Source organism: Gaoshiqia sp. US2, assembly GCF_059705485.1.
Map to the genome: position 1 here is coordinate 5,464,296 of NZ_AP048550.1, position 25,482 is coordinate 5,489,777.

At 48.0% G+C, this 25,482-nt stretch carries 18 protein-coding genes; all 18 read left to right on the plus strand.

What is annotated here, in order from left to right:
- The first annotated feature begins 4 nt into the window (after positions 1-4).
- Positions 5-1,702: a glutamine--tRNA ligase/YqeY domain fusion protein gene (locus AC6H3C_RS22010; protein ID WP_497517700.1), complete on the plus strand. Its 1,698-nt coding sequence runs from the start codon at positions 5-7 to the stop codon at positions 1,700-1,702.
- Between the two features lie 238 nt (positions 1,703-1,940).
- Positions 1,941-2,336 carry a hypothetical protein gene (locus AC6H3C_RS22015; RefSeq protein ID WP_497517701.1) on the plus strand — a complete coding sequence of 132 codons (396 nt, stop codon included), beginning with the start codon at positions 1,941-1,943 and terminating at the stop codon, positions 2,334-2,336.
- 81 nt (positions 2,337-2,417) lie between these two features.
- Entirely contained in the window at positions 2,418-3,119 is a 702-nt protein-coding gene (locus tag AC6H3C_RS22020; RefSeq protein ID WP_497517702.1) for a LiaI-LiaF-like domain-containing protein, read from the plus strand.
- 6 nt (positions 3,120-3,125) lie between these two features.
- Positions 3,126-4,190 carry a sensor histidine kinase gene (locus tag AC6H3C_RS22025; protein ID WP_497517703.1) on the plus strand — a complete coding sequence of 355 codons (1,065 nt, stop codon included), beginning with the start codon at positions 3,126-3,128 and terminating at the stop codon, positions 4,188-4,190.
- Entirely contained in the window at positions 4,174-4,923 is a 750-nt protein-coding gene (locus AC6H3C_RS22030; protein ID WP_497517704.1) for a LytR/AlgR family response regulator transcription factor, read from the plus strand. The genes AC6H3C_RS22025 and AC6H3C_RS22030 overlap by 17 nt, the downstream gene beginning before the upstream one ends.
- Before the next feature lie 284 nt (positions 4,924-5,207).
- Entirely contained in the window at positions 5,208-5,750 is a 543-nt protein-coding gene (locus AC6H3C_RS22035) for a hypothetical protein (RefSeq protein ID WP_497517705.1), read from the plus strand.
- Entirely contained in the window at positions 5,750-7,690 is a 1,941-nt protein-coding gene (gene pulA, locus AC6H3C_RS22040; protein WP_497517706.1) for a type I pullulanase, read from the plus strand. Before AC6H3C_RS22035 ends, pulA begins: the two co-directional genes overlap by 1 nt.
- A gap of 644 nt (positions 7,691-8,334) precedes the next feature.
- Positions 8,335-16,374: an MBG domain-containing protein gene (locus AC6H3C_RS22045; RefSeq protein WP_497517707.1), complete on the plus strand. Its 8,040-nt coding sequence runs from the start codon at positions 8,335-8,337 to the stop codon at positions 16,372-16,374.
- 502 nt (positions 16,375-16,876) lie between these two features.
- A complete protein-coding gene (locus tag AC6H3C_RS22050) occupies positions 16,877-18,004 on the plus strand; it encodes a hypothetical protein (protein WP_497517708.1) in 1,128 nt (375 codons plus the stop codon).
- Positions 18,005-18,797: 793 nt separating this feature from the next.
- Complete coding sequence (locus AC6H3C_RS22055; protein ID WP_497517709.1) at positions 18,798-19,136, plus strand: transposase; 339 nt, start codon at positions 18,798-18,800, stop codon at positions 19,134-19,136.
- Positions 19,133-19,471: a transposase gene (locus AC6H3C_RS22060; RefSeq protein WP_497517710.1), complete on the plus strand. Its 339-nt coding sequence runs from the start codon at positions 19,133-19,135 to the stop codon at positions 19,469-19,471. Before AC6H3C_RS22055 ends, AC6H3C_RS22060 begins: the two co-directional genes overlap by 4 nt.
- Positions 19,468-19,806: a transposase gene (locus AC6H3C_RS22065; RefSeq protein ID WP_497517709.1), complete on the plus strand. Its 339-nt coding sequence runs from the start codon at positions 19,468-19,470 to the stop codon at positions 19,804-19,806. The genes AC6H3C_RS22060 and AC6H3C_RS22065 overlap by 4 nt, the downstream gene beginning before the upstream one ends.
- Positions 19,803-20,141, plus strand: coding sequence for a transposase (locus AC6H3C_RS22070; protein WP_497517710.1), 339 nt, complete (start codon positions 19,803-19,805; stop codon positions 20,139-20,141). Before AC6H3C_RS22065 ends, AC6H3C_RS22070 begins: the two co-directional genes overlap by 4 nt.
- On the plus strand, positions 20,138-20,815 hold the full coding sequence (locus tag AC6H3C_RS22075; protein WP_497517711.1) for a transposase: 678 nt from the start codon (positions 20,138-20,140) through the stop codon (positions 20,813-20,815). Before AC6H3C_RS22070 ends, AC6H3C_RS22075 begins: the two co-directional genes overlap by 4 nt.
- Before the next feature lie 106 nt (positions 20,816-20,921).
- Positions 20,922-21,617 (plus strand): hypothetical protein, encoded by a 696-nt coding sequence (locus tag AC6H3C_RS22080; RefSeq protein ID WP_497517712.1) that lies wholly within the window; start codon positions 20,922-20,924, stop codon positions 21,615-21,617.
- A 26-nt stretch (positions 21,618-21,643) separates the two neighbouring features.
- Positions 21,644-23,059 (plus strand): Ig-like domain-containing protein, encoded by a 1,416-nt coding sequence (locus AC6H3C_RS22085; RefSeq protein ID WP_497517713.1) that lies wholly within the window; start codon positions 21,644-21,646, stop codon positions 23,057-23,059.
- A 14-nt stretch (positions 23,060-23,073) separates the two neighbouring features.
- The gene (locus AC6H3C_RS22090) at positions 23,074-24,045 is read left to right on the plus strand and encodes a PorP/SprF family type IX secretion system membrane protein (RefSeq protein ID WP_497517714.1); all 972 of its coding nucleotides are present in this window, start codon (positions 23,074-23,076) and stop codon (positions 24,043-24,045) included.
- A gap of 171 nt (positions 24,046-24,216) precedes the next feature.
- Positions 24,217-25,467, plus strand: a complete 1,251-nt coding sequence (locus AC6H3C_RS22095; RefSeq protein WP_497517715.1) for an HD domain-containing protein — start codon at positions 24,217-24,219, stop codon at positions 25,465-25,467.
- Positions 25,468-25,482: the final 15 nt, after the last annotated feature.

Here is a 25,482-nt window from a genome sequence, read left to right on the forward strand (position 1 = left end):
TTATATGAGTGAGAATAGTCCTGAAAAAGAAGTTGTGGTAAAGAAAAACTTTATCAACCAAATTATTGAAGAGGAATTAAAAACCGGGAAAAATACGGGTCGGGTGCATACCCGTTTCCCGCCCGAACCCAACGGGTATTTACATATCGGGCATGCCAAGTCGATTTGTCTGAATTTTGGGACTGCTCAGCAATACAACGGCATAACCAATTTGCGTTTTGATGATACCAATCCTACGAAAGAAGAAACGGAATATGTTGATTCGATCAAAGAAGATGTACGTTGGCTGGGTTTCGACTGGGACGACCGGGAGTACTACGCCTCTGATTATTTCGACCGGCTGTTTGAATTTGCGCTAAAGCTGATCCGTGACGGGAAGGCTTATGTAGATGACCAAAACGCTGAGACAATCAGCAGCCAAAAGGGAACGCCAACCCGCCCCGGCATCGAAAGCCCTTTTCGTAACCGTCCGGTAGCTGAAAATCTCGACTTGTTTATGCGCATGAAAGCCGGCGAATTTGATGAAGGCGACCGGGTGCTTCGCGCTAAAATTGACATGTCGTCGCCCAATATGCACATGCGCGACCCCATCATCTACCGGATCATGAAAACTCCGCATCACCGAACCGGCGACAAATGGTGCATTTACCCGATGTACGATTTTGCCCACGGGCAGTGCGATTATTGGGAAGGCATTACGCACTCCATCTGTACGTTGGAATTTGAAGTACACCGGCCGCTTTACGACTGGTTTATCGATCAGCTGATGGACAGCGATTACCGCCCGCGCCAGATTGAGTTTGCCCGTCTGAACCTGAGCTACACGGTGATGAGTAAACGAAAATTGCTGGAACTGGTAAAAAATAACCATGTGAACGGCTGGGACGACCCGCGCATGCCCACCATCTCCGGCTTACGGCGCCGTGGTTACACGCCTGCTTCCATCCGCAATTTTTCCGATCGCATTGGGGTGACCAAGGTGGACGGGATGATCGATGTAGCGCTGCTTGAACACAGCGTCCGCGAAGATCTTAACAAAACGGCCCAGCGGGTAATGGGCGTGCTCGACCCGCTGAAAGTGGTGATCACCAATTATCCGGAAGGCAAGGTGGAAGAGATTGATGCCATTAATAATCCGGAAAACCCGGATGCCGGAACCCGTAAAGTACCCTTCACCCGCGAACTTTATATCGAACGGGATGATTTTATGGAAGACCCGCCAAAGAAATTTTTCCGGCTCTCACCGGGAACCGAAGTCCGCCTGCGTTATGCCTATTTCATAACATGTACGGATGTCGTTAAAGATGAAAACGGGCAGATTACCGAATTGCATTGTACTTACGACCCGGCATCGCGGGGCGGCAACTCGCCCGACGGACGCAAAGTAAAAGCGACCTTGCATTGGGTTTCGGCCAGCAAAAGCTTAAAGGCCGAAGTCAGGCTTTACGACCGTTTGTTTACCGACGAAGAACCCGACGGGCATAAAGACATTGATTTTAAAGAATTCATGAATCCGGAATCACTGAAAATTTTACCGGATTGTTATATTGAGCCTTTTGTAAAGGATGCCAAACCATTGGATTCGTTCCAGTTTGAGCGCCTGGGCTATTTTAATCTCGATCCCGACAGCCAGGCCGGGAAACCGGTGTTCAACCGGACGGCCCCGCTTCGCGATACCTGGTCGAAGGTTAAAGATAAATAAATACAGGCGGATGCATGAATCATCCGGTGATGTGTCAGAAACTGAAAGCCGGGCATTCCGGCTTTTGTGTCAATATCACATCGTTTTCGGCACAAATATACCCGGAGCAGGTTAAAGTTTCTGACAACTTTTTTATTTATTGGTCTGCTTACCGATTATTCACTCCCTTTAGCCGATCAGTTTTCTTTGCAGCCGGTTTTCTGTATTAGTTTTACCGGTGAAATTAATGTGTAAAAACATGGAAGATTGGCATAGAAGCGAACGACGGTATGGTCACCCGGATCATGGGAAAAGACAAAAAGGTTCATTTCTGGGAGTTGTACTCATTCTAATCGGCTTATTTTTGATTATCAGAGAACTTGGCTGGCAGTTTGGCTTTCCGGTTTGGCAATCAATCCGGGATTTTGTATTTGTCGGTTTTCATCCGCACCTGCACCCCATTGGTACGGTAGTGATTCTTTTGCTTGTGGGATTGTTGCTGTTGTCCTGGCGGCGGGTGATTGGCGCGATTGTGATCGGGCTGGCATTTTTATTCTTTTTGCCTCATCTGTTCATTTCGGGGCTGCTGGTTCTTTTATTTTTTCCGGTATTACTGATTATTCTTGGGATCATTATTTTAAGCCGGCTTTTATGACCAATTTGAAGATTGTTATCCGAAATAGTTTAATTTCGGGAATGAAACCAAAAATTGTAGATGCTTTTAAACTGATAAGTTATGGAACAGAAAGGAAATAAACGGTTTTACCTGGGAGTTGTCCTGATCGTGGTGGGGGTAATACTGATTTTACAGCGCTTGGATTTGATCCCCTGGGACCTGGCCGATCTGCTGATTTCGTGGCAGATGTTATTAATTGCCATCGGGTTGTTTTTAATTATTGGCGGTAATCGTGTTGGCGGCTTGATATTGGTTGCCATTGGAGGCTTCTTTATTTTGCCCGAGTTTGTTCATGTTCCCCATGAACTGAGGCGAATCTACTGGCCGCTTGTTTTGGTGATGATCGGCGCCGCCCTCTTATTCCGGCATAAAGGCTGTAACCGGCAAATCAAGGAAGGACCTGCTGACAGATCGTTTGACCAGTTTGATGACTTCGTCATCTTTGGAGGGCGCGAAATTTTTATCAATACACAGGAACTGAAAGGAGGGCGTTCAACCTCTATTTTTGGCGGAATCGAGTATGATTTCCGAAAAGCGCAGCTATCCCCGCAGGGAGCTGTTATCGACTGCCTGTGCGTTTTTGGGGGAACAGGTTTGAAAGTACCGCTCGACTGGAATGTTCGGAACGAAGTGACGGCCATCTTTGGCGGAGTGACCGATAAACGCGGCGACACTTACCGGGAGGGCAATCTCGACCCGTCGAAAACGATTGTTATAAAAGGGGTAATTGTTTTTGGAGGCGTGGAAATCAAGCATGTGTAAAATGCAATGAAACACCCATTTCTCAATAACCGGATTTTACTGCTCTACTATGGCCTTTTTTGGCTGTTGACAGGTTTGGGTAACTTTTTGCTCCAGGTTCTTTGGTATAATATGAGTTTCAACACGTCGGCGCTGGAGTCGGTGTCGGTTTTTGTGTTGTACCCGGTACTGGGTGCAAGTATCTGGTACCTGGTTCGTTATAACGGCATAAAAGAAAACGACTGGTTGTGGAATATTCTGTTTCACCTCATGGGGGCATCCATCATGAATGCCATTTGGTTGTACCTGAGCTTCATCCTGGTGAAGATGGTCAACGAAACCCACCTCGAGTTTTTGATGGAAGCGCTTCCTTCCCGGATCTTAACCGGTTATTTGTTATATGCCGGTTATGTTGTGTTTTTCTATGCCATTAATTATTACAACTCGTTAAAAGAAAAAGTCAAAAAAGAAGTCGAACTGAAATCCCTGATCCGCGATGCCGAGCTGCATGCTTTAAAGTCGCAGATCAACCCGCACTTCATTTTTAACAGCTTGAATTCGATTTCCTCACTCACCATCAGCAATCCGGAGAAAGCGCAGGAAATGGTCATCAACCTGTCGGCGTTCATGCGGTATTCCTTGTTGCACGGCCGTGAAGAAACGGTTTCGTTGAAAGAAGAACTTGAAAACATCAAATTATATCTGAGTATCGAGAAGATACGTTTCGGGATAAAATTAAACCCGGTTTTTGATATCGACGAGGGATGTATGCAGGCCAAAATTCCCAACATGATCCTTCAGCCGCTCCTCGAAAATGCCATAAAATACGGTGTTTATGAAGCAACCAACCCAGTGAGTATCCGGATAACCTGCCGGTCGGAGGATGGTTATTTTCAGATTGTCATTGAAAATGATTACGAGCCCGACTCGGTGAAAAACAAAGGCGAGGGAATTGGTTTACGGAATATCCGGCAACGGTTGGAACTGATCTACGGTAATCCGAATCTGCTTCGGCTGACCGATAATAAAACAAGTTTTAAAGTTGAGTTAATGCTGCCTCAAAATGGAAAAAGTCATGCGCGAAAAAATTAATACCCTGATTGTTGAAGACGAAGAACTGGCCAGGGACCTGCTGAAATCGTATTTAAAAGATCACCCGGACATTAACCTGATCGGGGAATGTGAAAATGGCTTCGAGGGTATCCAAAAAATAAACGAGCTGAAACCCGACCTGGTGTTTCTGGATATTCAGATGCCGAAAATCACCGGCTTCGAGATGCTTCAGTTGCTCGATCATAAACCCGAAATTATTTTTACAACGGCTTACGACCAGTATGCTATAAAAGCTTTTGAATACAACGTGGCGGATTATTTGTTGAAACCCTTTTCAAAAGACCGGCTGCTGGCTGCCATCGACCGGGTGACGGAGCGGATCGGCAACCAGGAAAAAAACACCGAAAAGCTGGAGAAGCTGAGCGAGTTTACAACCGGCGAGTACCTGGATCGCGTCGTGGTGAAAGACCGAAGCAAAATTACGATTATCCTGACCGAGCAGATTCGCTACATCGAATCGCTGGACGATTACGTGATGATTTATGCCAATAACGGCCGCCACATGAAACAAAAAACCATGCGGTATTTCGAGCAAAACCTCAATCCCCGCGATTTTGTCCGTATTCATCGTTCGTATATCATCAATGTGAGCCAGATCGCCGAAATCCAGCAATATGAAAAAGAGTCATACCTGGTCATCCTGAAAGATCGAACCAAACTAAAGGTCAGCAAGTCGGGGTATAAAAACCTGAAGGACAGCCTGAGTTTCTAAAGTACCAAAGTGCCTAAGTACCAAAGTACCTGAGCAAAACGGCGACTGGGAACACTGTGACTATCTCCGGTTTCGCTACTTGCGGCTCTGTTAACGCCGAGTATCGCTGAGACTGAACACTGAGACTTTCTCCCGTCTTGCAGCTTGCGGCTTGGAACTAAAAAGCACAGAGTAACACTGCGACCGTCTTTTGTCTTACTACTTTTTACTCGCCACTCATAACTCATTTCTTCCCGCACTCGTGAGCCACAATTTTCTTACTTTTAGGGTTTAAATGTATTGACATGCGAAGAACCTGTTTGTTGATTTTTCTACTGATCCCTTTAGTGGTTTTCTCACAGGATGAAGTGGGGCCGGATGGCTATCTCCTGCTTTGGTTTTTGTTGATTCTGGCAACCGTGCCCTTAAGCTGGTTTTTTGCCCGATGGATAACAAACCGGTGGAAAGGGAAACCAAAGGGTTTTGGCTTTTCGTTTGGCCGGTTAAGCGTCGATTTGAAAAAAGACCGGAAATACCGCCCCAATACCCTGACGCTTGTTGTCAGAAACAACCGGTCGCGCGATGTCGACATTGACGCGCCGGTGCTGTTATTTCGTAAATTATGGTCTATCCGAAAATTCAAACTCAAGGGAATAAACCGTTACCAGATTTATCCGCTTTACCTCGAAGCCGGGAAGTCTCATGAACTTCGGATCAGCTTGGCTGTTTTTCATGAACACGACCGGGGGCTCCGGAAATATTACTGGGCAAAAATTCTTCTGCAGGATACCAGGGGCAGAAAATATGCTTCGAAATACGTCACCCTCCGGAAAAGCTTATTTTCGTAATGCGCGACTGGACATTTAATCATATCGATTTTTCGACTTACCCCTATTATGATGGCGACGACTTGGGGGTTTACCTGATGGAACACGGGGCTAAAATAAAAATTTGGGCGCCGACCGCCCTCGAAATTGAATTTCTGGTGTACCGACAGAGCCACGGGGGAAGTCCGGTCCGTAAAGAGCAGTTAATTCCCGGAGAAAACGGATGCTGGACGATTGAATTGACGGGCAAATTGTCGGGCCTGTATTATACCTTTCGCGTCAACGACGGGGAATGGCTGAACGAAACACCGGGCATTGATGCCCGCGCGGTAGGAGCCAATGGCAAGCGCGGCCTTTTTTTCAGACCCGACGAAACCAATCCCGCAGGTTGGGAAAACGATCGGCCCGTTTCGTTGGAGAACCCGGTGGATGCCATTCTTTATGAGCTCCATGTGCGCGACTTTTCCATTGCCCCCAACTCGGGTATGAAGCAAAAGGGTAAATTTCAGGCTTTTACCGAAAAGGGAACAAAAAGCCCTGATGCGTTGAGTACCGGCGCCGATCATTTGAGGGAGCTGGGGATAACCCATGTGCACCTGTTGCCGGTAGCCGATTTCTTCTCGGTTGATGAACTTCATCCGGATGAAAAATACAATTGGGGCTACGATCCGCTCAATTACAATGTGCCCGAGGGAAGTTATGCCCTTAACCCCGATGATGTGTCGCGCATTACCGGCTTCAAGCAGCTGGTGATGGCCCTGCACGAATCGGGAATCGGCGTGGTGATGGATGTGGTGTATAACCACACTGGCTATACCCGGCGTTCGTGGTTTAATCAGACCGTCCCCGGTTATTACTACCGTCAGAACCCGAACGGCACCTTTTCAAATGCCAGCGGCTGTGGCAACGAAATTGCTACGGAACGGGCCATGGTTCGTAAGTTTATCATCGACTCCATTTGTTATTGGGCAGAAGAATATCATATCGACGGTTTTCGCTTCGACCTGATGGGAGTGATCGATACGGAGACCATGAATGCAGTTCGCTTGGCCCTCGACGCCTTGCGCCCCGGTATTCTTCTGTATGGCGAGGGCTGGACGGCCGACGCCAGCCCAATGCACGAACAGTACCGCGCGGTGAAAGCCAACGTGGCCTCGCTCAACCGGATTGCCTGTTTTAATGATGATTTTCGGGACGCCCTGAAAGGAAATAATTTTGACGGGAAACAAAGAGGTTTTGTGAGCGGAAGGACCCTGAACGAAGAAGCGGTCAAGTTTGGCGTAACGGCAGCCTGTTTTCATCCCCAAATTGTTTACAGTTACGTGGAAAGCTCGTCGTATGCCTGGGCCGATCAACCCGGGCAGTGTGTGAACTACGTATCGTGCCACGACAATTATACCCTGTTCGATAAGTTGATGATAAGCCGTCCGGATGCAGACCCCGAATTAATTATTCGGATGCAAAAGCTGGCCGGCGCCCTGGTGCTGACCTCCCAGGGAATTCCTTTTTTGCATGCCGGTGTTGAATTTTGCCGGACAAAATCGGGCAACCACAATTCGTATAAATCACCCGACCGGGTCAACCAACTGGATTGGTCACGAAAAAAGGAGTTTCAGGATGTTTTCTCGTATTATCAGCAACTGATCGAACTTCGCAAACGTGTGCCCGCTTTTCGGCTGCGATCCGCTTCGGCGATTCGGCGGCATTTGAAATTTTCGTTTGCCTATCAGCCAGGAGTGGTTTCTTATCTTATCGAAGATTGCCCGGGTGAAACAAGCTGGAAAACCATCCAGTTGGTATTTAATGCCTCAGAAAAGGCGATTTCCGTCGAACTGCCCCGCTTTGGCAAGTGGACGGTTATTGCCGACGAGACCGGGGCCAGGCTGGAAGGTATCCGGGAGATGGAGACAGATCAGGCGGTGGTTTCCCCGGTTTCGATGATGATTCTGGTGGCTGATTAAAAAAAGCGCCAAAGTTCCTGAGGAACAAAGTACCTGAGCAAAACTGCAAACCGTCTTTTGTCTTACTACTTACTACTTATTACTTACTACTCGCTACTTGCAGCTCACTCCTCACCATCCTTTTTCCCGCCTGAAATGCTTATAGAACATTCGTGCATTTAGTCGGATATCTTATTCAATAAATATTTTTTTGGTCATTTTTTTCGGCAAAAGTTGTAATCGGCGGTTTGCCAGACCAATTTTATTTAAAATTTAACGAAAAAAACCAAACAAAAAGCTAAAAGGGTATTTACTCGTATTGTATAAATTCCGTAACTTGCTTCAAAATTATTTTTACGGATAAATATCTTTTAAAAGATAGAGGCTGTTGATAGAGCGATTTCTAATTTTTCTTTAGAGTGAAAGACGATAAACAAATGACTAAAAAAAAGTAATATGCTAATACCTTTACCTATTCGAGTATAAATTATCAATTGTCATACAGCCCATTACGATTAAATCCTGAAGTAATGGCTGCAAAATATCCCTTTTCATTTAAGGAAATTGCTTTTATCCGGCATCAAAAGGCATTTTGAACATAGTCTTGACAAAACATATCCGGGGGCGATGGTGTGTTTAAGAGGTTCAGGACTTAGCTCTTAAGTATGACTAGAATTTGGACGAGATTTTTTGAGCTTGTTATTGGGGCATGCTTGTTAATTAACCCTGTAAGTAATTCTGCTGCTTACAACCAAACTTATGCGAAAGCATACAATACCCTTGCATCAAAGGGTACTGTACTGTCTCCTGCAAGGTTCGTATATTCCTTTCCCGAAGAAAATCAGACAACAGATAAGCCGGTCATTTTTAATGCCATACCTGGCATTTTGGCTCAGGAAACAGATGATCTGACAGCCTTGCGCTCAAATAAGTCGCATCCATCTGTTTTTGACCCGGCACATGCCTGGTCAAAGCCCGGATCTGCTCCGTTGGTGGTTGCGCCGCCGCCCGTTGCTTTAGGTGGAAACTGGAATGAAACAACGAGTTGGGACGGAGGAACTGTTCCTACATTAGCGGACGATGTAATCATCCCCAACGGGGTAACGGTGACCATTAACGGTGATGCTGTTTGCCAAAACCTCACCATCGAAGCCGGAGGAACGTTGGTTTTTAGCACGGCCAACACCCTCACTATTAGCGGCAGCCTTTTAAATTCCGGCACCTTAACGGCTATCGCCGGTTCAAACATCATTTTATCCGGCAACTGGACCAATTTCGGGACCTTCACCCCTAACAGCGGAGCGGTTACCTTTAACCAGGCCGGATCAACGATCTCGGGGGCGACAACTTTCGGAAACCTTGTTATTGATGCCGGCACTAACGTTAGTTCAGTTGTGACGGTGTCTTCCGGGATCACAATTGCCAACCTGACTTTAACTAACGGGTTGCTTTCCTTTACCGATGGAACCAGTACAATTACCACCCTCACCAACCCGATCCCTGAAACAGCGGGAATAGAAGTTAACGGGGCGAACGCTACCTTAAGTACGGGTAACTTCACCATCAATAATAAGGGCTTAATCCGGATTGTAAATGGCACTGCCAACTTTGGCACAATATCGGGCAACAGTGTTGACACCAACGTCAATGGTGCTTTTGTTGTTGAAGGTGGCACAGTAAACATTGCCGGACGGCTGCATAACTCGGCGGGTAGTCCAAACCTTTTCCCCGGTACGACTTTCAAGTCCGGAATCACGGTTAGTGGCGGAACCGTTAATCTGGCGACTGTTGGGAATGGCTCGTCCAGTGAAGGAAGCCTCGATATAACGGCCACCGGCTACTTTAATTTCAGCGATGGCCTCATTCAAATCCTGAATCCGAGCATAGCATCCAATGCCATTGACCTGTACATCGATAAAGAATATGGCAACGGGAATAAAATCATTACCGGGGGGACCTTCCAATTTGGGTCGGGCGCGAGCGCCGGTGCAGAATTCGTGATCAACACGAAGATCCCCCTATACAATTTAACTACATACGATTCTTCTATTTCCCTTGCGTTCACCAGTGATATCAGTACTGAAAATACGATTCGAATACCGGCAACCTACGATGGCACTTATACCTTTCGATTCAAAGGTGGAAGCGAAAACTTCCTGCCCGTTACCATAAATCTGAGCGGGACCAGCTATAATACAAATGCATACATTGAAGTGTCGATGTACGGGAGCAAACACCCGCAAAATGCCAATACCACCAACTTCCTAAATCGCCACTGGCTGGTAAAATCAAGCGGCATAACCGGTATCAATTACGATGTTTCAGCAACTGTTCTAACTACTGATTTTGTTGGGACCCCAAGTGAAGTAACCGTCGGAACCTATACAAGCGGCACGCTCTGGTCGAAAGCGACAACCGCAAGCCTAAGTACAACCAACCTGACCATCGCCGGGCTGAGTTCAGATACAGAAATTTCCGGTATTTCAGACATTCCTTTAACGGTTTCCATTACGAACGGCGAAACAGCCTCTGTCTGTGAAGGAGCTTCGGTAACGCTAATTACAACCGTCACCGGAGACTCTCCAATTACGTATTCCTGGACTCCAACCGAAGGGTTGGATGACCCGGCTATAGCTAACCCAACCGCCAGTCCAACCACAACTACTGCATATACCGTAACGGTTACCGATGGAAATGGATTTACAGCCAGCGATGCCATTACTATTACTGTAAATGGCTTGCCCTCTGCTCCAACCAATACCACTACTCCCATTACCTACGATGGAAACCCACACACGGCAACAGTCGCTGTCGGAGTGGATGAAGTCGATATTTGGTACACCGATGCTGCCGGAAGTACAACGACCTCAGCCCCTTCAGGAACCAATGCAGGTACTTACACGGCTTTTGCTGCCGCCCGAAATAGCTTAACCGGCTGTGAAAGTGCGACAAGGACCGAGGTGACCTTGACGATTCTTAAAGCTGAACTGACCGTCACAGCCGACAACAAAACCAAAACTTACGACGGGTTGGCATTTACAGACTTCACGGTAACGTACTCCGGTTTTGTTAACAGTGAAAGCCCTAGCGTACTAAGCGGAACACTTGCCTTTTCAACCAACCCGGCAGGGCCTGCTGTGGATGCAGGAACCTATGTCATCACCCCATCCGGCTTGACTTCAGACAACTATGACATTACCTTTAACACCGGGCAACTGGTTATCGGGAAAGCCGATCCCGTTATTAACGTTAGTCCTTACAATGTGACTTACAACGGGCTGGCTCACACTTCTGCGTTTACAGCCGTTGGCGTTGAGTCAACACCGCTTGACCTTTCTGCCTTGATGAATGTCAGCGCGACAACCCATACCAACGTGGGAGCTTACCCGACAGATGCATGGAGTTTTGCCGGAAACGACAACTACAACTCCGCCAACGGAACAGTCAGCAATACAATCAGCCGGGTTGGCCTGACCATTACCGCCGACAATCAATCGAAAATATATGACGGAGCTGTTTTTAGCCCGTTTACGGTTACTTATTCCGGTTTTGTTAACGGTGAAAACGAAACTCTTCTGGCAGGAACATTGACTTTTAGCGGAACAGCGACAACTGCCATTAATGTTGGAACCGGATATGTCATCACCCCATCCGGCCTGACTTCAGACAACTATGATATCACCTATACCGATGGTGCGCTGACCATTACCCCCAAACCCCTCACCCCCTCCATCACCGCCAACAACAAATGTTACGATGGCACGACAGATGCTACATTAAGCAATTATTCTGTCGCAGGAATCATAGATGACGATGATGTAGCACTTGTTATTGGTACTGTAAGCTTTAATTCAGCATCAGTCGGGCTAAGAACTGTGACTGCAAATGTCAGTCTTTCGGGTAACGATGCCGGGAATTATACGTTGTCAGCAAGTACTCCAACAACTGTAGCAGAGATATACAATTTGCCCATTATCAACTTAGGAAGCGTTCAGGCTATTTGTGCAGGGACGACCAGCTTTAACCTACCCTATACGGGTACAACCTACTCACCGACAACTTACAGCATAACGACGGGGAGTCCGGCTATGCCCGATTTTACACCGGTAGATAATGCCTTACCTGTTTCATCGCCGATCACGGTTGCGATTCCAGAAAGTGTAGCGGCCGGTACCTATCAGTTTAACATTATTGTAACCAACGGGAATGGTTGTACATCAACCAATAAGACTTTTAATCTTACCATAAACGCGCTTCCTGCTATTTTTGACCTGACCCATTCAGGCAATGGCAGCTACTGTGCAGGCGGTTCGGGTGTGGTAATTGGCCTGAGTGGTAGCCAGTCCGGGATTACCTACACCCTGCGTCGGGACGGGACGGGAGTTGCTACCCTAAACGGTCTAATCTCAGGTGATGCAATCAACTTTGCTGCTCAAACGGTTGAAGGAAGCTACACCATCACAGCACGAAACAACACAACAACCTGCGAATCTGCCATGAATGGCAGTATTGAGGTTTCCATTAATCCGCTTCCTGCAATTTACAATGTAACCGGAGGCGGAGGTTATTGCAGCGGAGGCACAGGTGTAACGATCGGGCTCGATGGAAGCGATATAGGAGTTGAGTATCAACTGATCTGGGGCGGGTCGATAAATATAGGTGCCCCGGTAAACGGCACCGGGTCTGCCATTAGTTTCGGAAACCAAACGACTGCCGGCACATACACGGTCAGGGCGACCAATACCACTACCGGATGTACTCAATTAATGAACGGTAACCAAATGGTAACGTTTTACCTACTGCCGACAGCTTATTCTGTTACCGGAGGCGGCAATTATTGTGCAGGTGGCCCCGGAGTAGCCATTGGGTTAAATAGTAGCCAAGGTGGCATTACCTATACCCTGTTGAGAGATGGCATTTCAACCGAAATTATCCAATCCGGCACCGGTACATCGATTAGTTTTGGCAACCAAACAGCAGTGGGAACCTATACCGTGATTGCCAGAAACAATTCCACTTCTTGTGAAAATACCATGACAGGCAACGCCACAGTTATTGTAAATCCGTTACCCCTGATCTTCAACGTTACCGGAGGAGGAAGCTATTGCTCAAATAGTGGCGGCGTAACGGTTGGACTGGATGGTAGCCAAACAGATGTTAGCTACATCTTGTACCGTAATGGCATTACTACAGGTACTCTCCGGGTAGGAAACGGAGGAACGATCAGTTTTGGAAACCAAACAATTGCCGGAAACTATACCGTAATTGCCACCAATGGTACCACTGGCTGTACAAACCCGATGGCTGGCAGTGTTACAGTTACCGTCAACCCCTTACCAACCCTCTACAACGTTACCGGCGGAGGCAGCTATTGCGCCGGAGGTGAGGGGGTCGAAGTTGGTCTATCGGGCAGCGAAACCGGTATTTCCTATCAATTATTGCTTGGCGGGAGCGCCGTGGGTTCGCCGGTAGCAGGTACAGGCAGTGCCATCAGCTTTGGAGCTCAAACCGCTACCGGAACCTATACCGTGAGGGCTACCAACACCAGTACCGGATGTACCCGGATCATGAGCGGGTCTCAACAGGTTATAGTCCGGGACCGTCCAACTTCCATTATTACCGTGAACGGAGCGACAAACGCCAATGCAACTATTTGTGCCGGAGGTGTGGCCGAACTTTGGATTTCATTTGCCCCAACAGGTAGCGGTCCTTATGTTTATTCGTTAAATGGAGCTGCGCCGGTTACGAATACCGGGAACCCGGAAAAGATAATAGTTCCGCCGACCTCAACAACCACCTATCAAATTACTTACTTAAGAAACTCCTATCCATGTGAGGCCCAGCCCGGCGATATGGCAGGTACGGTAACCGTAACGGTCAACCAATTGCCAACCTTAACATCGTTATTGACCGGAACAACATGCAGTGGAAGTAATTTCAGTTACACCCCTGCATTCTCCATTTCCGGTACCACCTATTCGTGGAGCCGGGTCGCCGTGCAGGGCATTAGCAACGGCGCCAGAACCGTAAACAACAGCACCCCCATTAGTGAAACCTTGAACAATACCACCGGGGCGCCGATTGATGTGACCTATGTGTTTACCATGACCCAACCAAACACCGGATGCGTCAATACGCAAAACCTGGTGGTAACCGTCAACCCGACTCCCGCCATTACCGTAACGGCCACCCCATCGATTATTTGCGAACTGGAAACCATTGAAATCACGACTGCGGTAACCTTGGGGTCAGCCAGCGACTATACCCTGAGCTATGTTTCGGGAACCTATACCGAAATACCGGCTGATGTTCACAGCGTCGACGGCAGTTTTTCGATTTCACCGATCCCCGGCATACACATTTACCGGGTAACGGCCACCAACGAACAAGGGTGCAGCAGTTCGAAAACGGTTACCGTAAAAGTGTTTGATATTCCTGAACTTGTTGTTTCGTTGTCATGTTTTGACCAGTCTATTTCTGTCAGTGCAAGCATGCAGGGTACTGCCAGTAACCCACTCAATTTCCCGTCATCTGATTGGGGAACCATTCAATATTCGTATGATGGCGGGACAAGTTGGACGAATGAAACCACTCAGGGACCGGGCTTGCCTCTTGGCCCTTATACGGTTTTAGCCAAAAATACGGCCAGACCCGATTGTTATGCTACGGTAACCATTATCATTTCTACCAGTTCGGTACTGGCTCCCGACATCAAGATCTGTCAGACTGACCCATCTGTTCCAATGACAGCCATTGCCCTTTGCGATGGATGGACTGATACACCCAATATTGGTTACATCGCTCCGACAGGCGCCCTAACCTATATCGTATCGTCATCAAATGATGCTCCCTACACTCCTGGAATAGTAGTCTATTATACCGTAACAGAAATTTTCACTGTTGGCTCCGACGGATTAATCACATTTAAAGATTGTCCTGCTGATGGTGCCGACTACGATTACGCTATTTACGAATACCCGTTTGACCCGGAGCACCCGGAACGAGGTTTTGTTCACCTTTTCGACGACATTTGTTTTTCGGGGAACAATGGTCAGGATTATTACCTGAATCCGAACAAGTATTACCAGTTTGTTATCAGCAGCGCGACCAACATTAACGGGAAGTCCTCGAATATTTCTTTTGTCGGGAACCACAAACCGAATGTGATCAAAAAATCTAATTCTCAGGTGGTTTGGTATGATCAGGACATGAATATCGTAGGTTATGGTGATAGTTTCAATCCGGTTCCCACCCCGATTCCAAACACAGATACGCCAGAAGATCACATTTTTTATGCAGCTTGTGCAACAAGCGAACTGGAAGACCAATGTCTGGAAGAAGTCCACTTCATCATATACCCCATCCCCACCGGGTCGGCATCGGGAACATCCGTAACCTGCTCCAATCAAATTACCGATATCCGTTTGAGCGCGGTCGATGCCCAGGGTAATCCGGTCCCGCCCGAACTGGTTACTTATACCTGGACTTCCAGCAACCCCGACGGAAGGGCTTCGGGCTACAGCAATTGTTCCTCAGGTTGCCCAAGCGTGATTATCGACCAGGTAGTAAACCCCACCACCCAGACGGCTTATGTGTATTACGAAATTACCGTTCATGCCGGAGAATGCGAGCCGCATACGTTTTCCTTCAAATTACAGGTCGAACCGATGCCCGATGTGGCTGTAACAAACCAGGATCAAAATATTTGCCCGTCGCCCAATACCGTAATCACTCCAATCATCGTTCAAACATTAAATGAAGTGCCCGGTCTGTCGTATGCCTGGTACCGTACCAACACCGAAAATTTTGAAAGCTCATCTACCATACCCGAAACAGGTATTGGCCTGCCCGATGCTGAAGGCAGGTTTACCATCGAGGGAACCCTGCAAAGCAAATACCCGGCTACTTTACAAACAGTCGAATTTTACTTCCAGGTGCAGGTAAACAACAGTACCTGTGTTGAAAAAATTGCCACGGTCGTTGTTGGCGACATCGATCCGCCTGTGATTACCTGCCCCGGTCCTGTCAGTATCGAATGCCAGTACAACATCCCCGTTGCAGTCAACACATACGCCGATTTCATCGCCCTCGATGAATTTTCGGATGTTACAGATAATTGTACCGCCGAACCGGTAGTTACCCATGTGAAGGACGAACTTGTCAACGGTGGCACCTATTGTAATGGTATCATCCGCCGTACCTACCGGGCAACCGATTATGCCGGAAACTACAGCGAATGTACCCAGGATATCTCCATTCTGGATAACGAAAAACCAAGCTTCACAATCGACTTATTTTCTGCGGCTTATTGTGTGAGCGACATCATCACGGCGATTTACGACGGACAGCCCGAACCCTGGGCCGACATTACCCCCGAACGTCCGGACTATTATGTACTGACAGCAAACGATAAAACCCTGTTGAACAATGTGACCTTCACGGATAATTGCGGGGCAACCCGCTACTGGTCGCTGGTCGACAGCAACGTCAACCCCGTCCGCGACAATAACTCAGACCTGTTGCAAGACAAAACCGATAACATCACCGCCCACCCGATTACCCTGCAAGGAGCAGCAAAGGCCGATGTTGAATATTACCTGGTTTACTGGCTGGTGGATGCCTGCGGCAACCGGTCGGAAAATGATTTTGTGGTGAACATCACCATTAAACCGCGACCCGATATTATAAAAATGAATGAACCTTAAAGATAACACCTTGTGAAAAACCAATAAACGATAGGCCTATGAAACACAAGCAAATAAGATAGTAGCAGCGGACAGGACAATCCCAATAACAAGTGTGCTGCACGACCCGGGCTGCCCCCCCGGACGGTTCGGGTCAATTCACCTCCGGAGTGTAGTGAGTAGCAAGTCGTGAGTAAGGAGGCAGGAGAACGGAGAAGGGAGGAAGTACCAGTGTTCAGGCGCAAGCTGCGAGTCAAGAGTCAAGAGCCAAGACTTGGAACTTGAAACCTGGAATTTGGAATTTGGAACTTGAATCCGTCTGCGCCGGAGTAAACACTCAAAACTCTCTGTGAATACTTTGCGGTCTCTGCGTTAAAAAATTAAACGCAAAGAACGCAAAGGACGCGGTGTTCCTCAGGTACTTTGTTACTCAGGCACTCAGGTACTTTGAAACTTTTAAAATGACCAATTAACGAATTAACTAATACAATTTTTAAATTATTCACTTTTAATTTTTACATGTATGAAAAAGCAAATTTTATTTCTCATCTTTTTGGTGCTGGCTTCCTTCGCCAGTGTGAACAATGCCTTTGCGCAGTACGATCCGAACTTAACAGCAGCCCCGACCGGTTGCCCGACTCCAACTCCAATTGAAGCCACTTGTGTAACTTCAGGCCCGTTAAGCCCGGTTGCCGGAACTTCTTACACTTACACAGTGACTGTCAATGATCTTGGTACAATACATTGGCTTGTAACTACAGAATCTGATTTTATCGTTGCAGGAATGCTTACATCAAACATTGAAACGACTACAGGTGGTATTATTTCTGCAGCAGGTACGGCTTATAATGATCCCGCTAACACATCAGCTACGGTTGATATTACCTGGAGATCATTTGACCCAGCACAAAATGTATTCTTGGTAACATATGTTGAGAATTCTGCTGGTTGTACTGATAACATTCAGGTCTATAAAATTGTACCGGTACATGCATTCACCTTGGATATTGTAGCTCTTACTCAAGGAGGTGCACCTAATACAAATCCTGAGGATTGCGTTTCTCCGGTATTTGGAGCAAGCTGGAACGGTACTAACGTCACAATGGACTATGGAGTTAACTACGTGTATTTTGCAGTAACTGCTGCCAACTGGTCACATTCATGGTTGCCATCTTTCCAACTAACTGCAACAAATATGGGAACAACTGGAACATTGGCTGTAGATTGGGCCTATGATAATTTATCGTATGGAGCAAGTGCGGTTTGGAATGGCACAACTGTTTCCGGGGATATTTATACCTCAACCAATGCAGTAACTCCAAGCAATGAGGTTGGTGTTGATGCAGCAGGTGAGTGTATTATTGTTCGGGTAACTGTTGATCACAACCAGGACGAGACCTTAGCTGCTATAGTTCTTAATCTGGGTGTTGATGGTGTTATGTACGATCCTTCAACCACTGCATATGGTACTCTAACTCTTGGAGACCTGCATTGGACTGCTGGCTCAGAAGCAGGACAAGGTTGTCCGTGGGTTGATGGTTACGTCAATGACAATGTAGATTACACATTAACTCCGAGACCTACTGTTACATCAGCAACACCGACAAGTCCAACTGACCCAACTCCTCTACCATTCCTTATTAAAAACTAAGGAATTGGTCGTTGACACTGCTTTTTCATAACCAAGATATCCTCACCCCGGTCGGTTTTGGCCGGGGCGGGGCCTTTGGTTAAAAGAGTCGTGAGTAGCGAGTAAGGAGGCAGGAGAAAGTCTCCGCGGCGCTCAGCGAATACTTAGCGAACTCTGCGTTAAGAAATTAAACGCAAAGAACGCGGAGAAGCCCAGAGGACGCGGTAATAAGACGGCAGTCAGTGTGAAAAGAGTCGTGAGTCGCGAGTCGTGCGGCAGGAAGAAGTCTCAGTGTTCAGTACCAGTGTTCAGTCGCCGTATTACTCAGGAACTTTGGCACTTTGAAACTTAGCGCCCTTTTTGGTTAAAGGGGAGAACGGAGACGGAAGACCGGAAATGGACGATAGCAGTTCGGAAATGGACAACGAAAGTTTGGAAATTGACGACGAAAGCCCGGTATTACCCAGGCACTTTGTCACTTAGGCACTTAGGAACTCAGGAACTTTGGTACTTGTAACTTAAAACTGAAATGAAATGACAACAAACAAACATGGCCCGCCCGCGATGCCGGCCAACCGCGGCGCCCCCGGCCTCAACAAAGACCCGGTCGGCGCAAACAGACAGGGGTTTCTGCCCGGGCTTTCTGGCTCGGAACGGGAGAGGTATGCGGTGAAGTAGTGAGACTGGAGGAAGTCGCAGTTTTTTTAACCCTTTCGGGGTCGTTGACCTCCAAAAGGGTGGAACGAAGCGATACCCCGTCGGCGGTTGCAAACCCCGATGGCGGGTATAATGAGAAAAATGAATATGCAAACAAATGAAGGTTGAACCATTGACATACGGGCATTTCTACCACGTCTACAACCGGGGAAACAACAGTTGTAACATTTTCCGGGAAGCGGACAATTACGAGCATTTCCTGGGATTGTACGATAAGTATATTTCGCCGGTGGCCGATACGTTTGCCTGGGTGCTGATGCCGAATCATTTTCATTTGCTGGTCAGGATAAAGGAAGAAACAGACATCGGGTTTATTTCCGTTAAAACTCTTTCGGGGTCGTTGACCTCCAAAAGGGAGGAACGAAGCAATACCCCGTCGGCGGTTGCAAACCCCGATGACGGGTATAATGAGAAAAATGAATATGCAAACAAATGAAAGTTGAACCATTGACATACGGGCATTTCTACCACGTCTACAACCGGGGAAACAACAGTTGTAACATTTTCCGGGAAGCGGACAATTACGAGCATTTCCTGGGATTGTACGATAAGTATATTTCACCGGTAGCCGATACGTTTGCCTGGGTGCTGATGCCGAATCATTTTCATTTGCTGGTCAGGATAAAGGAAGAAACAGACATCGGGTTTATTTCCGTTAAAACTCTTTCGGGGTCGTTGACCTCCAAAAGGGAGGAACGAAGCGATACCCCGTCGGCGGTTGCAAACCCCGATGGCGGGTATAATGAGAAAAATGAATATGCAAACAAATGAAGGTTGAACCATTGACATACGGGCATTTCTACCACGTCTACAACCGGGGAAACAACAGTTGTAACATTTTCCGGGAAGCGGACAATTACGAGCATTTCCTGGGATTGTACGATAAGTATATTTCGCCGGTGGCCGATACGTTTGCCTGGGTGCTGATGCCGAATCATTTTCATTTGCTGGTCAGGATAAAGGAAGAAACAGACATCGGGTTTATTTCCGTTAAAACTCTTTCGGGGTCGTTGACCTCCAAAAGGGAGGAACGAAGCAATACCCCGTCGGCGGTTGCAAACCCCGATGACGGGTATAATGAGAAAAATGAATATGCAAACAAATGAAAGTTGAACCATTGACATACGGGCATTTCTACCACGTCTACAACCGGGGAAACAACAGTTGTAACATTTTCCGGGAAGCGGACAATTACGAGCATTTCCTGGGATTGTACGATAAGTATATTTCACCGGTAGCCGATACGTTTGCCTGGGTGCTGATGCCGAATCATTTTCATTTGCTGGTCAGGATAAAGGAAGAAACAGACATCGGGTTTATTTCCGTTAAAACTCTTTCGGGGTCGTTGACCTCCAAAAGGGAGGAACGAAGCGATACCCCGTCGGCGGTTGCAAACCCCGATGGCGGGTATAATGAGAAAAATGAATATGCAAACAAATGAAGGTTGAACCATTGACATACGGGCATTTCTACCACGTCTACAACCGGGGAAACAACAGTTGTAACATTTTCCGGGAAGCGGACAATTACGAGCATTTCCTGGGATTGTACGATAAGTATATTTCGCCGGTGGCCGATACGTTTGCCTGGGTGCTGATGCCGAATCATTTTCATTTGCTGGTCAGGATAAAGGAAGAAACAGACATCGGGTTTATTTCCGTTAAAACTCTTTCGGGGTCGTTGACCTCCAAAAGGGAGGAACGAAGCAATACCCCGTCGGCGGTTGCAAACCCCGATGGCGGGTATACGGCAAAAAGATATAAGCCGGCGAATCAGTTTTCGCATCTGTTTAATGCGTATGCACAGGCTTTTAATAAAAGGTTTGGGCGGACAGGCAGCCTGTTTCAACATCCGTTTAAACGAAAACCGATTAACAACGAACATTACTTGAAACAAGTAGTCCTGTACATTCATAATAACCCGGTACATCACGGATTTTGCAGTCATCCGCTGGAATATCCCTGGTCGAGTTACCTGACCTGTACTTCGGTTAAACGAACGAGGCTGAAACGTGAAACGGTGATTGGGTGGTTTAACGATCCATCCAACTTTGAGCAGATGCACGATGAAAAAGTTGAAATTGAAAAAATTGAAACATGGCTGGAAATGAATTAATGCCCCGGCGGTTGAATGAGGAAAGAAAATGATAGAAGGAAGTCACCGTGTTGCTCAGGTACTTTGTTACTCAGGCACTTTGGTACTTAAAACTGTAAACTGACAAATGATCCGATTGGTACACATATTCCGTCTGTCGCTGGCGCTGATTCCGGCGCTGCTGACTGTGGCAACAGCCACGGCCCAGGAGACGCGTGTGTACATCGGAATGACCACCCCCCTGAGCGTGGAACAGATGCCGGGCGACAGTTATACCTGGGACATCTACAACGACTCAACCGTCAACTTTGCCGTTGTGCCCGGCACGGCCGTCAACAACGGGCAGGCCAGCTTCGCGGGCGGCATCAACACCGGCCCCGTGGTCAATGTCACCTGGCTCCAGGCCGGCGTGTATTTCTACAAGGTCACGGCTGTCGATGCCGAAGGTTGTACCAATAACCTGAAAATTGGCCGCATCGAAATCTTCGAGTCGCTGCCAACCATCATCCTGACGGCTGAAAACATCTGTATCGGCGATCCGCTCGACCTGGCGGTTGAGCTCTCCGGTAACGGCCCCTGGGAATTCACCCTCACCGACGGGACCAACACCCGGACATACCAGACGGATGATCCGAACTATGTGATTTCGATTGATCCGCCGCCAACGACAACAACGACATACACGATCACGCAGGTGAACGATTTATACGGAACAAACAACAACCCGCAGGCCGAAGTCACGGTGGAAGTGCACCCGAAGCCGGCTACATCGCGGATATATCGAGTAGCGAGTAGCGAGTCGCAAGAAGAGATAAGAAGATGATAGATATTAGACGATAGACGATAAAAATGATGAAACTTCGATACATACTGACAATGACGCTTCTGGCAGCTGCCTTCGTGGTGGCCGGGCAGAACGATGTCGTCGACGAAGTATGTGCCGGGACCGAACGCGTTTACCGGGTCAACGGCGAAGCCGGCTCAAGCTACGCATGGATGCTCGAAGACGCCTCCGGAAACATCATCTTAACCAATATACCCGCGGCCAACTTCGCCGGCGCCGATCCCGATACCGGCGAAGCCATACAGGGCTCCGAAGTTCGCATCAGCTGGAACCAGCCGGGCAGCTTCATCCTGTCGGTCATTCAAACTTCGGTGCATGGTTGCGACAGCCTGCAACTGGGCCAGGTGAACGTGACGGAGCAGCCGCTGGCCTTTGCCGGAAACGATCAAACCATCTGCCCGGGCGAAGAAATCAGGCTGTTTGCCGCTACGGCTTCCAACAACGGCTCCCTGCTGTGGACCACCAACGGCGACGGTCGGTTCGACGACCCGACTGCGCTGAGGCCGCTCTACCTGCCCGGTACCAACGACCTGCGTAACGGCTACGTGTTACTCACCCTCACCGCCACAGGCCTGCTGGCCGATGGCGGCTGCAACCCGGCCGTTTCGTCCCTGAGCATCCACATCATCCGCGAAGACGAGCTGGAAGAATACCTCGACCTGACCGTTTGTGAAACCGACCTGCCGTTTGTATGGCGAGACCGGGCCATTTACCAGGCCGGATACTACGAAGACGAATACAGCTCGCCCGACGGCTGCGAGGCTTTTGCCGCCCTGCACCTCGAGGTGGTGCCCGACAACGAGCCGCCGGTAGCCGAAAACGACCAGTACACGGTTGAAATGAACGTGAGCACCCCGCTGCCGGTATTGGTGAACGACTACGACCCGAACGGACAAATTGACCCGTACACGATCGAGATTCTCGAATACCCGCGCCACGGCTCGCTGAGCATCAACGAAAACAACGAACTGGTGTACACGCCACAGGCCAGCTTCCTGGGTAAAGACCGCTTCACCTACTCGGTGTGCGACGACGGTATCCCCTGTAACATGTATTGCGACGATGCCTTCGTGAACCTCGAAGTGGTGCCCTCCGGCCAGCTCGACGACTGTAAGTTCTTTATCCCCGAAGGCTTCTCGCCCAACAACGACGGCGTACACGACTATTTCTTCATCTGGTGTATCAACAGGTACCCGGATGCCAAGCTGATGATCTTCGACAAACAGGGATACCTGTTGTATCAAAAAGAAAAATACGGGAACATGGGCTACTGGGGAACTTACGAGGACGCCCACTGGAACGGCGAAACCGTTAAACACCATCAAAATGCCCAGCATAAAATTGAACCTGGCGTTTACATGTACATCCTCGATAAGGGCAACGGCGAACTGGCCCGGGGATTTGTCATGGTTTCGTATTAATAAAACTGAAAAACATGTATAAAGGGAAAAACATACCGGATTGGAAGTACATGGGCAGGAGCCTGCCTGTGGTGGCTTTCCTGTGCTTATTGTTTTCGCTGACAGGCAAAGCCCAGCTCACCGATCCGGTTTTTACCCAGTACATGAACAGCATGCAAACCATCAACCCCGCCTATACCGGCATGTGGGACAAGATCGGGATACAGGCGTTTACGCGCCGTTACTACCTGGGACAAGACAAGGCCCCGCTGGTGTCGTCGGCCTCGATGTACAAACCGGTAAAAAACAGCAACAACGCGCTGGGGCTCGATATCATTGAAGAACATTTTGGCTACGAGGATAAACTGACCATGACCCTGAACTATGCCTACCAGGTAAAACTCGACTGGCATACTTACCTGCGGCTGGGCCTGAAAGCCGGGATCATCAACTACAGCAACCTGCTCACCCGTTACCAACTCGACCCCGACGATAACCCCGATGCGGCCTTCCAGGATGATGTGCACCTGAATTTTCAACCCGCCTGGGGTGTTGGCGGCTTAATCTATTCGCGGGATTATTACGTGGGCTTGTCGATGCCCCAAATCATTCATAACGAATTCAAGGCCAACCGCAACAACTACTCGGCCCTTGCCAACGTGCGTTATGCCTACCTGCTGGGCGGTTACTTTTTTGGCCGCCAGCGGCAGGTGCGGTTTAAACCCACGGCCATGATCAAGCTCTCGCTCGATGCGCCGATCCAGGCCGACCTGGGAGCCAACCTGCTGTTTTTCGATAAATTCTGGATCGGGGGGATGTACCGCACCAATAATGTGGCCGCTGTGATTACTCAGTTTGTCATGATGCAGAATATCCGTTTCGGCTATGCGGTTGAATTTCCCTTTGGCCGCGAAATCTGGAAATACCAGATGGGAACACATGAATTCCGGGTAGTCTATGAATTCGACTTCTACAAACGCCCGAACGTACGGCGGCAATACTTCTAAGCGAAAGTACCTGAGTAAACCGGCAACTGAACACTGTGACTGAACACTGTGACTTTCTCCTGCCTCACTACTCACTACTCTTTCTCCTTCATTTTCGTGGTTTTGCCGCTTATGAAACAACAGATTAAAAAAGTTTTATAATTTTGTGCCTTTCAAACACAGCAAAAAGGATTGAAAACAAATAAGAAAAAGATTATCAATGACCCGGTTTTCGGGTTTATCACCATTCAATCCGACTTCGTCTTTGACTTAATCGAACATCCTTATTTTCAACGCCTGCGACGAATTAAACAATTGGGATTATCGTCGATTGTTTTTCCCGGCGCCAATCATACCCGCTTCGAACATGCCATTGGAGCCGTTTACCTGATGCGGTCGGCCATATCGGTACTTCAACTGAAAGGGGTAAAAATAACCCGGGAAGAAGCCGAAGCCGTAACGGTAGCCATTTTACTCCACGATATCGGCCACGGACCTTTTTCTCATGCCCTGGAGCATTCGATTGTTGATGGCATTTCTCATGAACGAATTTCGGCTTTGTTGATGGAAGACCTCAACCGCCAGTTTGGAGGCAGGTTGGATTTGGCGATCCGGATCTTTAAAAATGAATATCACAAAAAGTTTCTGCACCAGCTGGTGGCCAGTCAGCTCGACATGGACCGCCTGGACTATTTACGCCGCGACAGTTTTTTTTCGGGAGTAACCGAAGGAGTCATCGGCTCGGACCGGATCATCAAAATGCTGAATGTCAGGCATGATGAACTGGTGGTTGATGCCAAAGGAATCTATTCCATCGAGAAGTTCCTGATTGCCCGTCGTCTGATGTATTGGCAGGTCTATTTGCACAAAACGGTTTTATCGGCCGAATACCTGCTGGTGAATATCCTGAAACGGGCCAAAGAACTTGTCATGAACGGGAAACAACTGTTTGCCACTCCCGCCTTATCGGTTTTTCTGCAAAATAAAATCACCATCGACCATTTTCAATCCGGTCAGAGCTATTACGGACGGCCTTTGCTTTCCATTTTTGCCGAGATCGACGACAACGATGTGATCGCTTCCATCAAGCAATGGCAATACGAAGACGATAAAGTACTCTCTTATTTGGCCGGGTGTTTGATCAACCGGAAATTATACCGGATTAAACTGAAAAACCAACCGTACAGCGAAGCAACGATCCGGACAATCCGGGAAAAAATCAGACAACGCTTTGATGTTGATGAAACGGAAACCGGTTTTTTCCTGGTTCAGGATTCAATTACAAACAGCGCGTACGAATCAGACGACGACCGGATTAATATTCTGTTTAAGAACGGGAAAGTGAGTGAAATAAACGTGGCATCGGATATCAATTTAACAAGTCTGTCACAGCCGGTCAGAAAATATTTTATCTGTTATCCGAAAGAATTGGACATTAAGTAATTTAAACCTATTTTT

What these genes read in the sequence shown, in the direction of transcription:
- AC6H3C_RS22080 (WP_497517712.1), top strand. Translation starts at nt 20,922, where the DNA reads ATGATCCGATTGGTACACATATTCCGTCTGTCGCTGGCGCTGATTCCG.
- AC6H3C_RS22090 (WP_497517714.1), top strand. Translation starts at nt 23,074, where the DNA reads ATGTATAAAGGGAAAAACATACCGGATTGGAAGTACATGGGCAGGAGC.
- AC6H3C_RS22025 (WP_497517703.1), top strand. Translation starts at nt 3,126, where the DNA reads ATGAAACACCCATTTCTCAATAACCGGATTTTACTGCTCTACTATGGC.
- AC6H3C_RS22030 (WP_497517704.1), top strand. Translation starts at nt 4,174, where the DNA reads ATGCGCGAAAAAATTAATACCCTGATTGTTGAAGACGAAGAACTGGCC.
- AC6H3C_RS22010 (WP_497517700.1), top strand. Translation starts at nt 5, where the DNA reads ATGAGTGAGAATAGTCCTGAAAAAGAAGTTGTGGTAAAGAAAAACTTT.
- AC6H3C_RS22085 (WP_497517713.1), top strand. Translation starts at nt 21,644, where the DNA reads ATGATGAAACTTCGATACATACTGACAATGACGCTTCTGGCAGCTGCC.
- AC6H3C_RS22060 (WP_497517710.1), top strand. Translation starts at nt 19,133, where the DNA reads ATGAAAGTTGAACCATTGACATACGGGCATTTCTACCACGTCTACAAC.
- AC6H3C_RS22045 (WP_497517707.1), top strand. Translation starts at nt 8,335, where the DNA reads ATGACTAGAATTTGGACGAGATTTTTTGAGCTTGTTATTGGGGCATGC.
- AC6H3C_RS22075 (WP_497517711.1), top strand. Translation starts at nt 20,138, where the DNA reads ATGAAGGTTGAACCATTGACATACGGGCATTTCTACCACGTCTACAAC.
- AC6H3C_RS22065 (WP_497517709.1), top strand. Translation starts at nt 19,468, where the DNA reads ATGAAGGTTGAACCATTGACATACGGGCATTTCTACCACGTCTACAAC.
- AC6H3C_RS22035 (WP_497517705.1), top strand. Translation starts at nt 5,208, where the DNA reads ATGCGAAGAACCTGTTTGTTGATTTTTCTACTGATCCCTTTAGTGGTT.
- pulA (WP_497517706.1), top strand. Translation starts at nt 5,750, where the DNA reads ATGCGCGACTGGACATTTAATCATATCGATTTTTCGACTTACCCCTAT.
- AC6H3C_RS22020 (WP_497517702.1), top strand. Translation starts at nt 2,418, where the DNA reads ATGGAACAGAAAGGAAATAAACGGTTTTACCTGGGAGTTGTCCTGATC.
- AC6H3C_RS22070 (WP_497517710.1), top strand. Translation starts at nt 19,803, where the DNA reads ATGAAAGTTGAACCATTGACATACGGGCATTTCTACCACGTCTACAAC.
- AC6H3C_RS22050 (WP_497517708.1), top strand. Translation starts at nt 16,877, where the DNA reads ATGAAAAAGCAAATTTTATTTCTCATCTTTTTGGTGCTGGCTTCCTTC.
- AC6H3C_RS22055 (WP_497517709.1), top strand. Translation starts at nt 18,798, where the DNA reads ATGAAGGTTGAACCATTGACATACGGGCATTTCTACCACGTCTACAAC.
- AC6H3C_RS22015 (WP_497517701.1), top strand. Translation starts at nt 1,941, where the DNA reads ATGGAAGATTGGCATAGAAGCGAACGACGGTATGGTCACCCGGATCAT.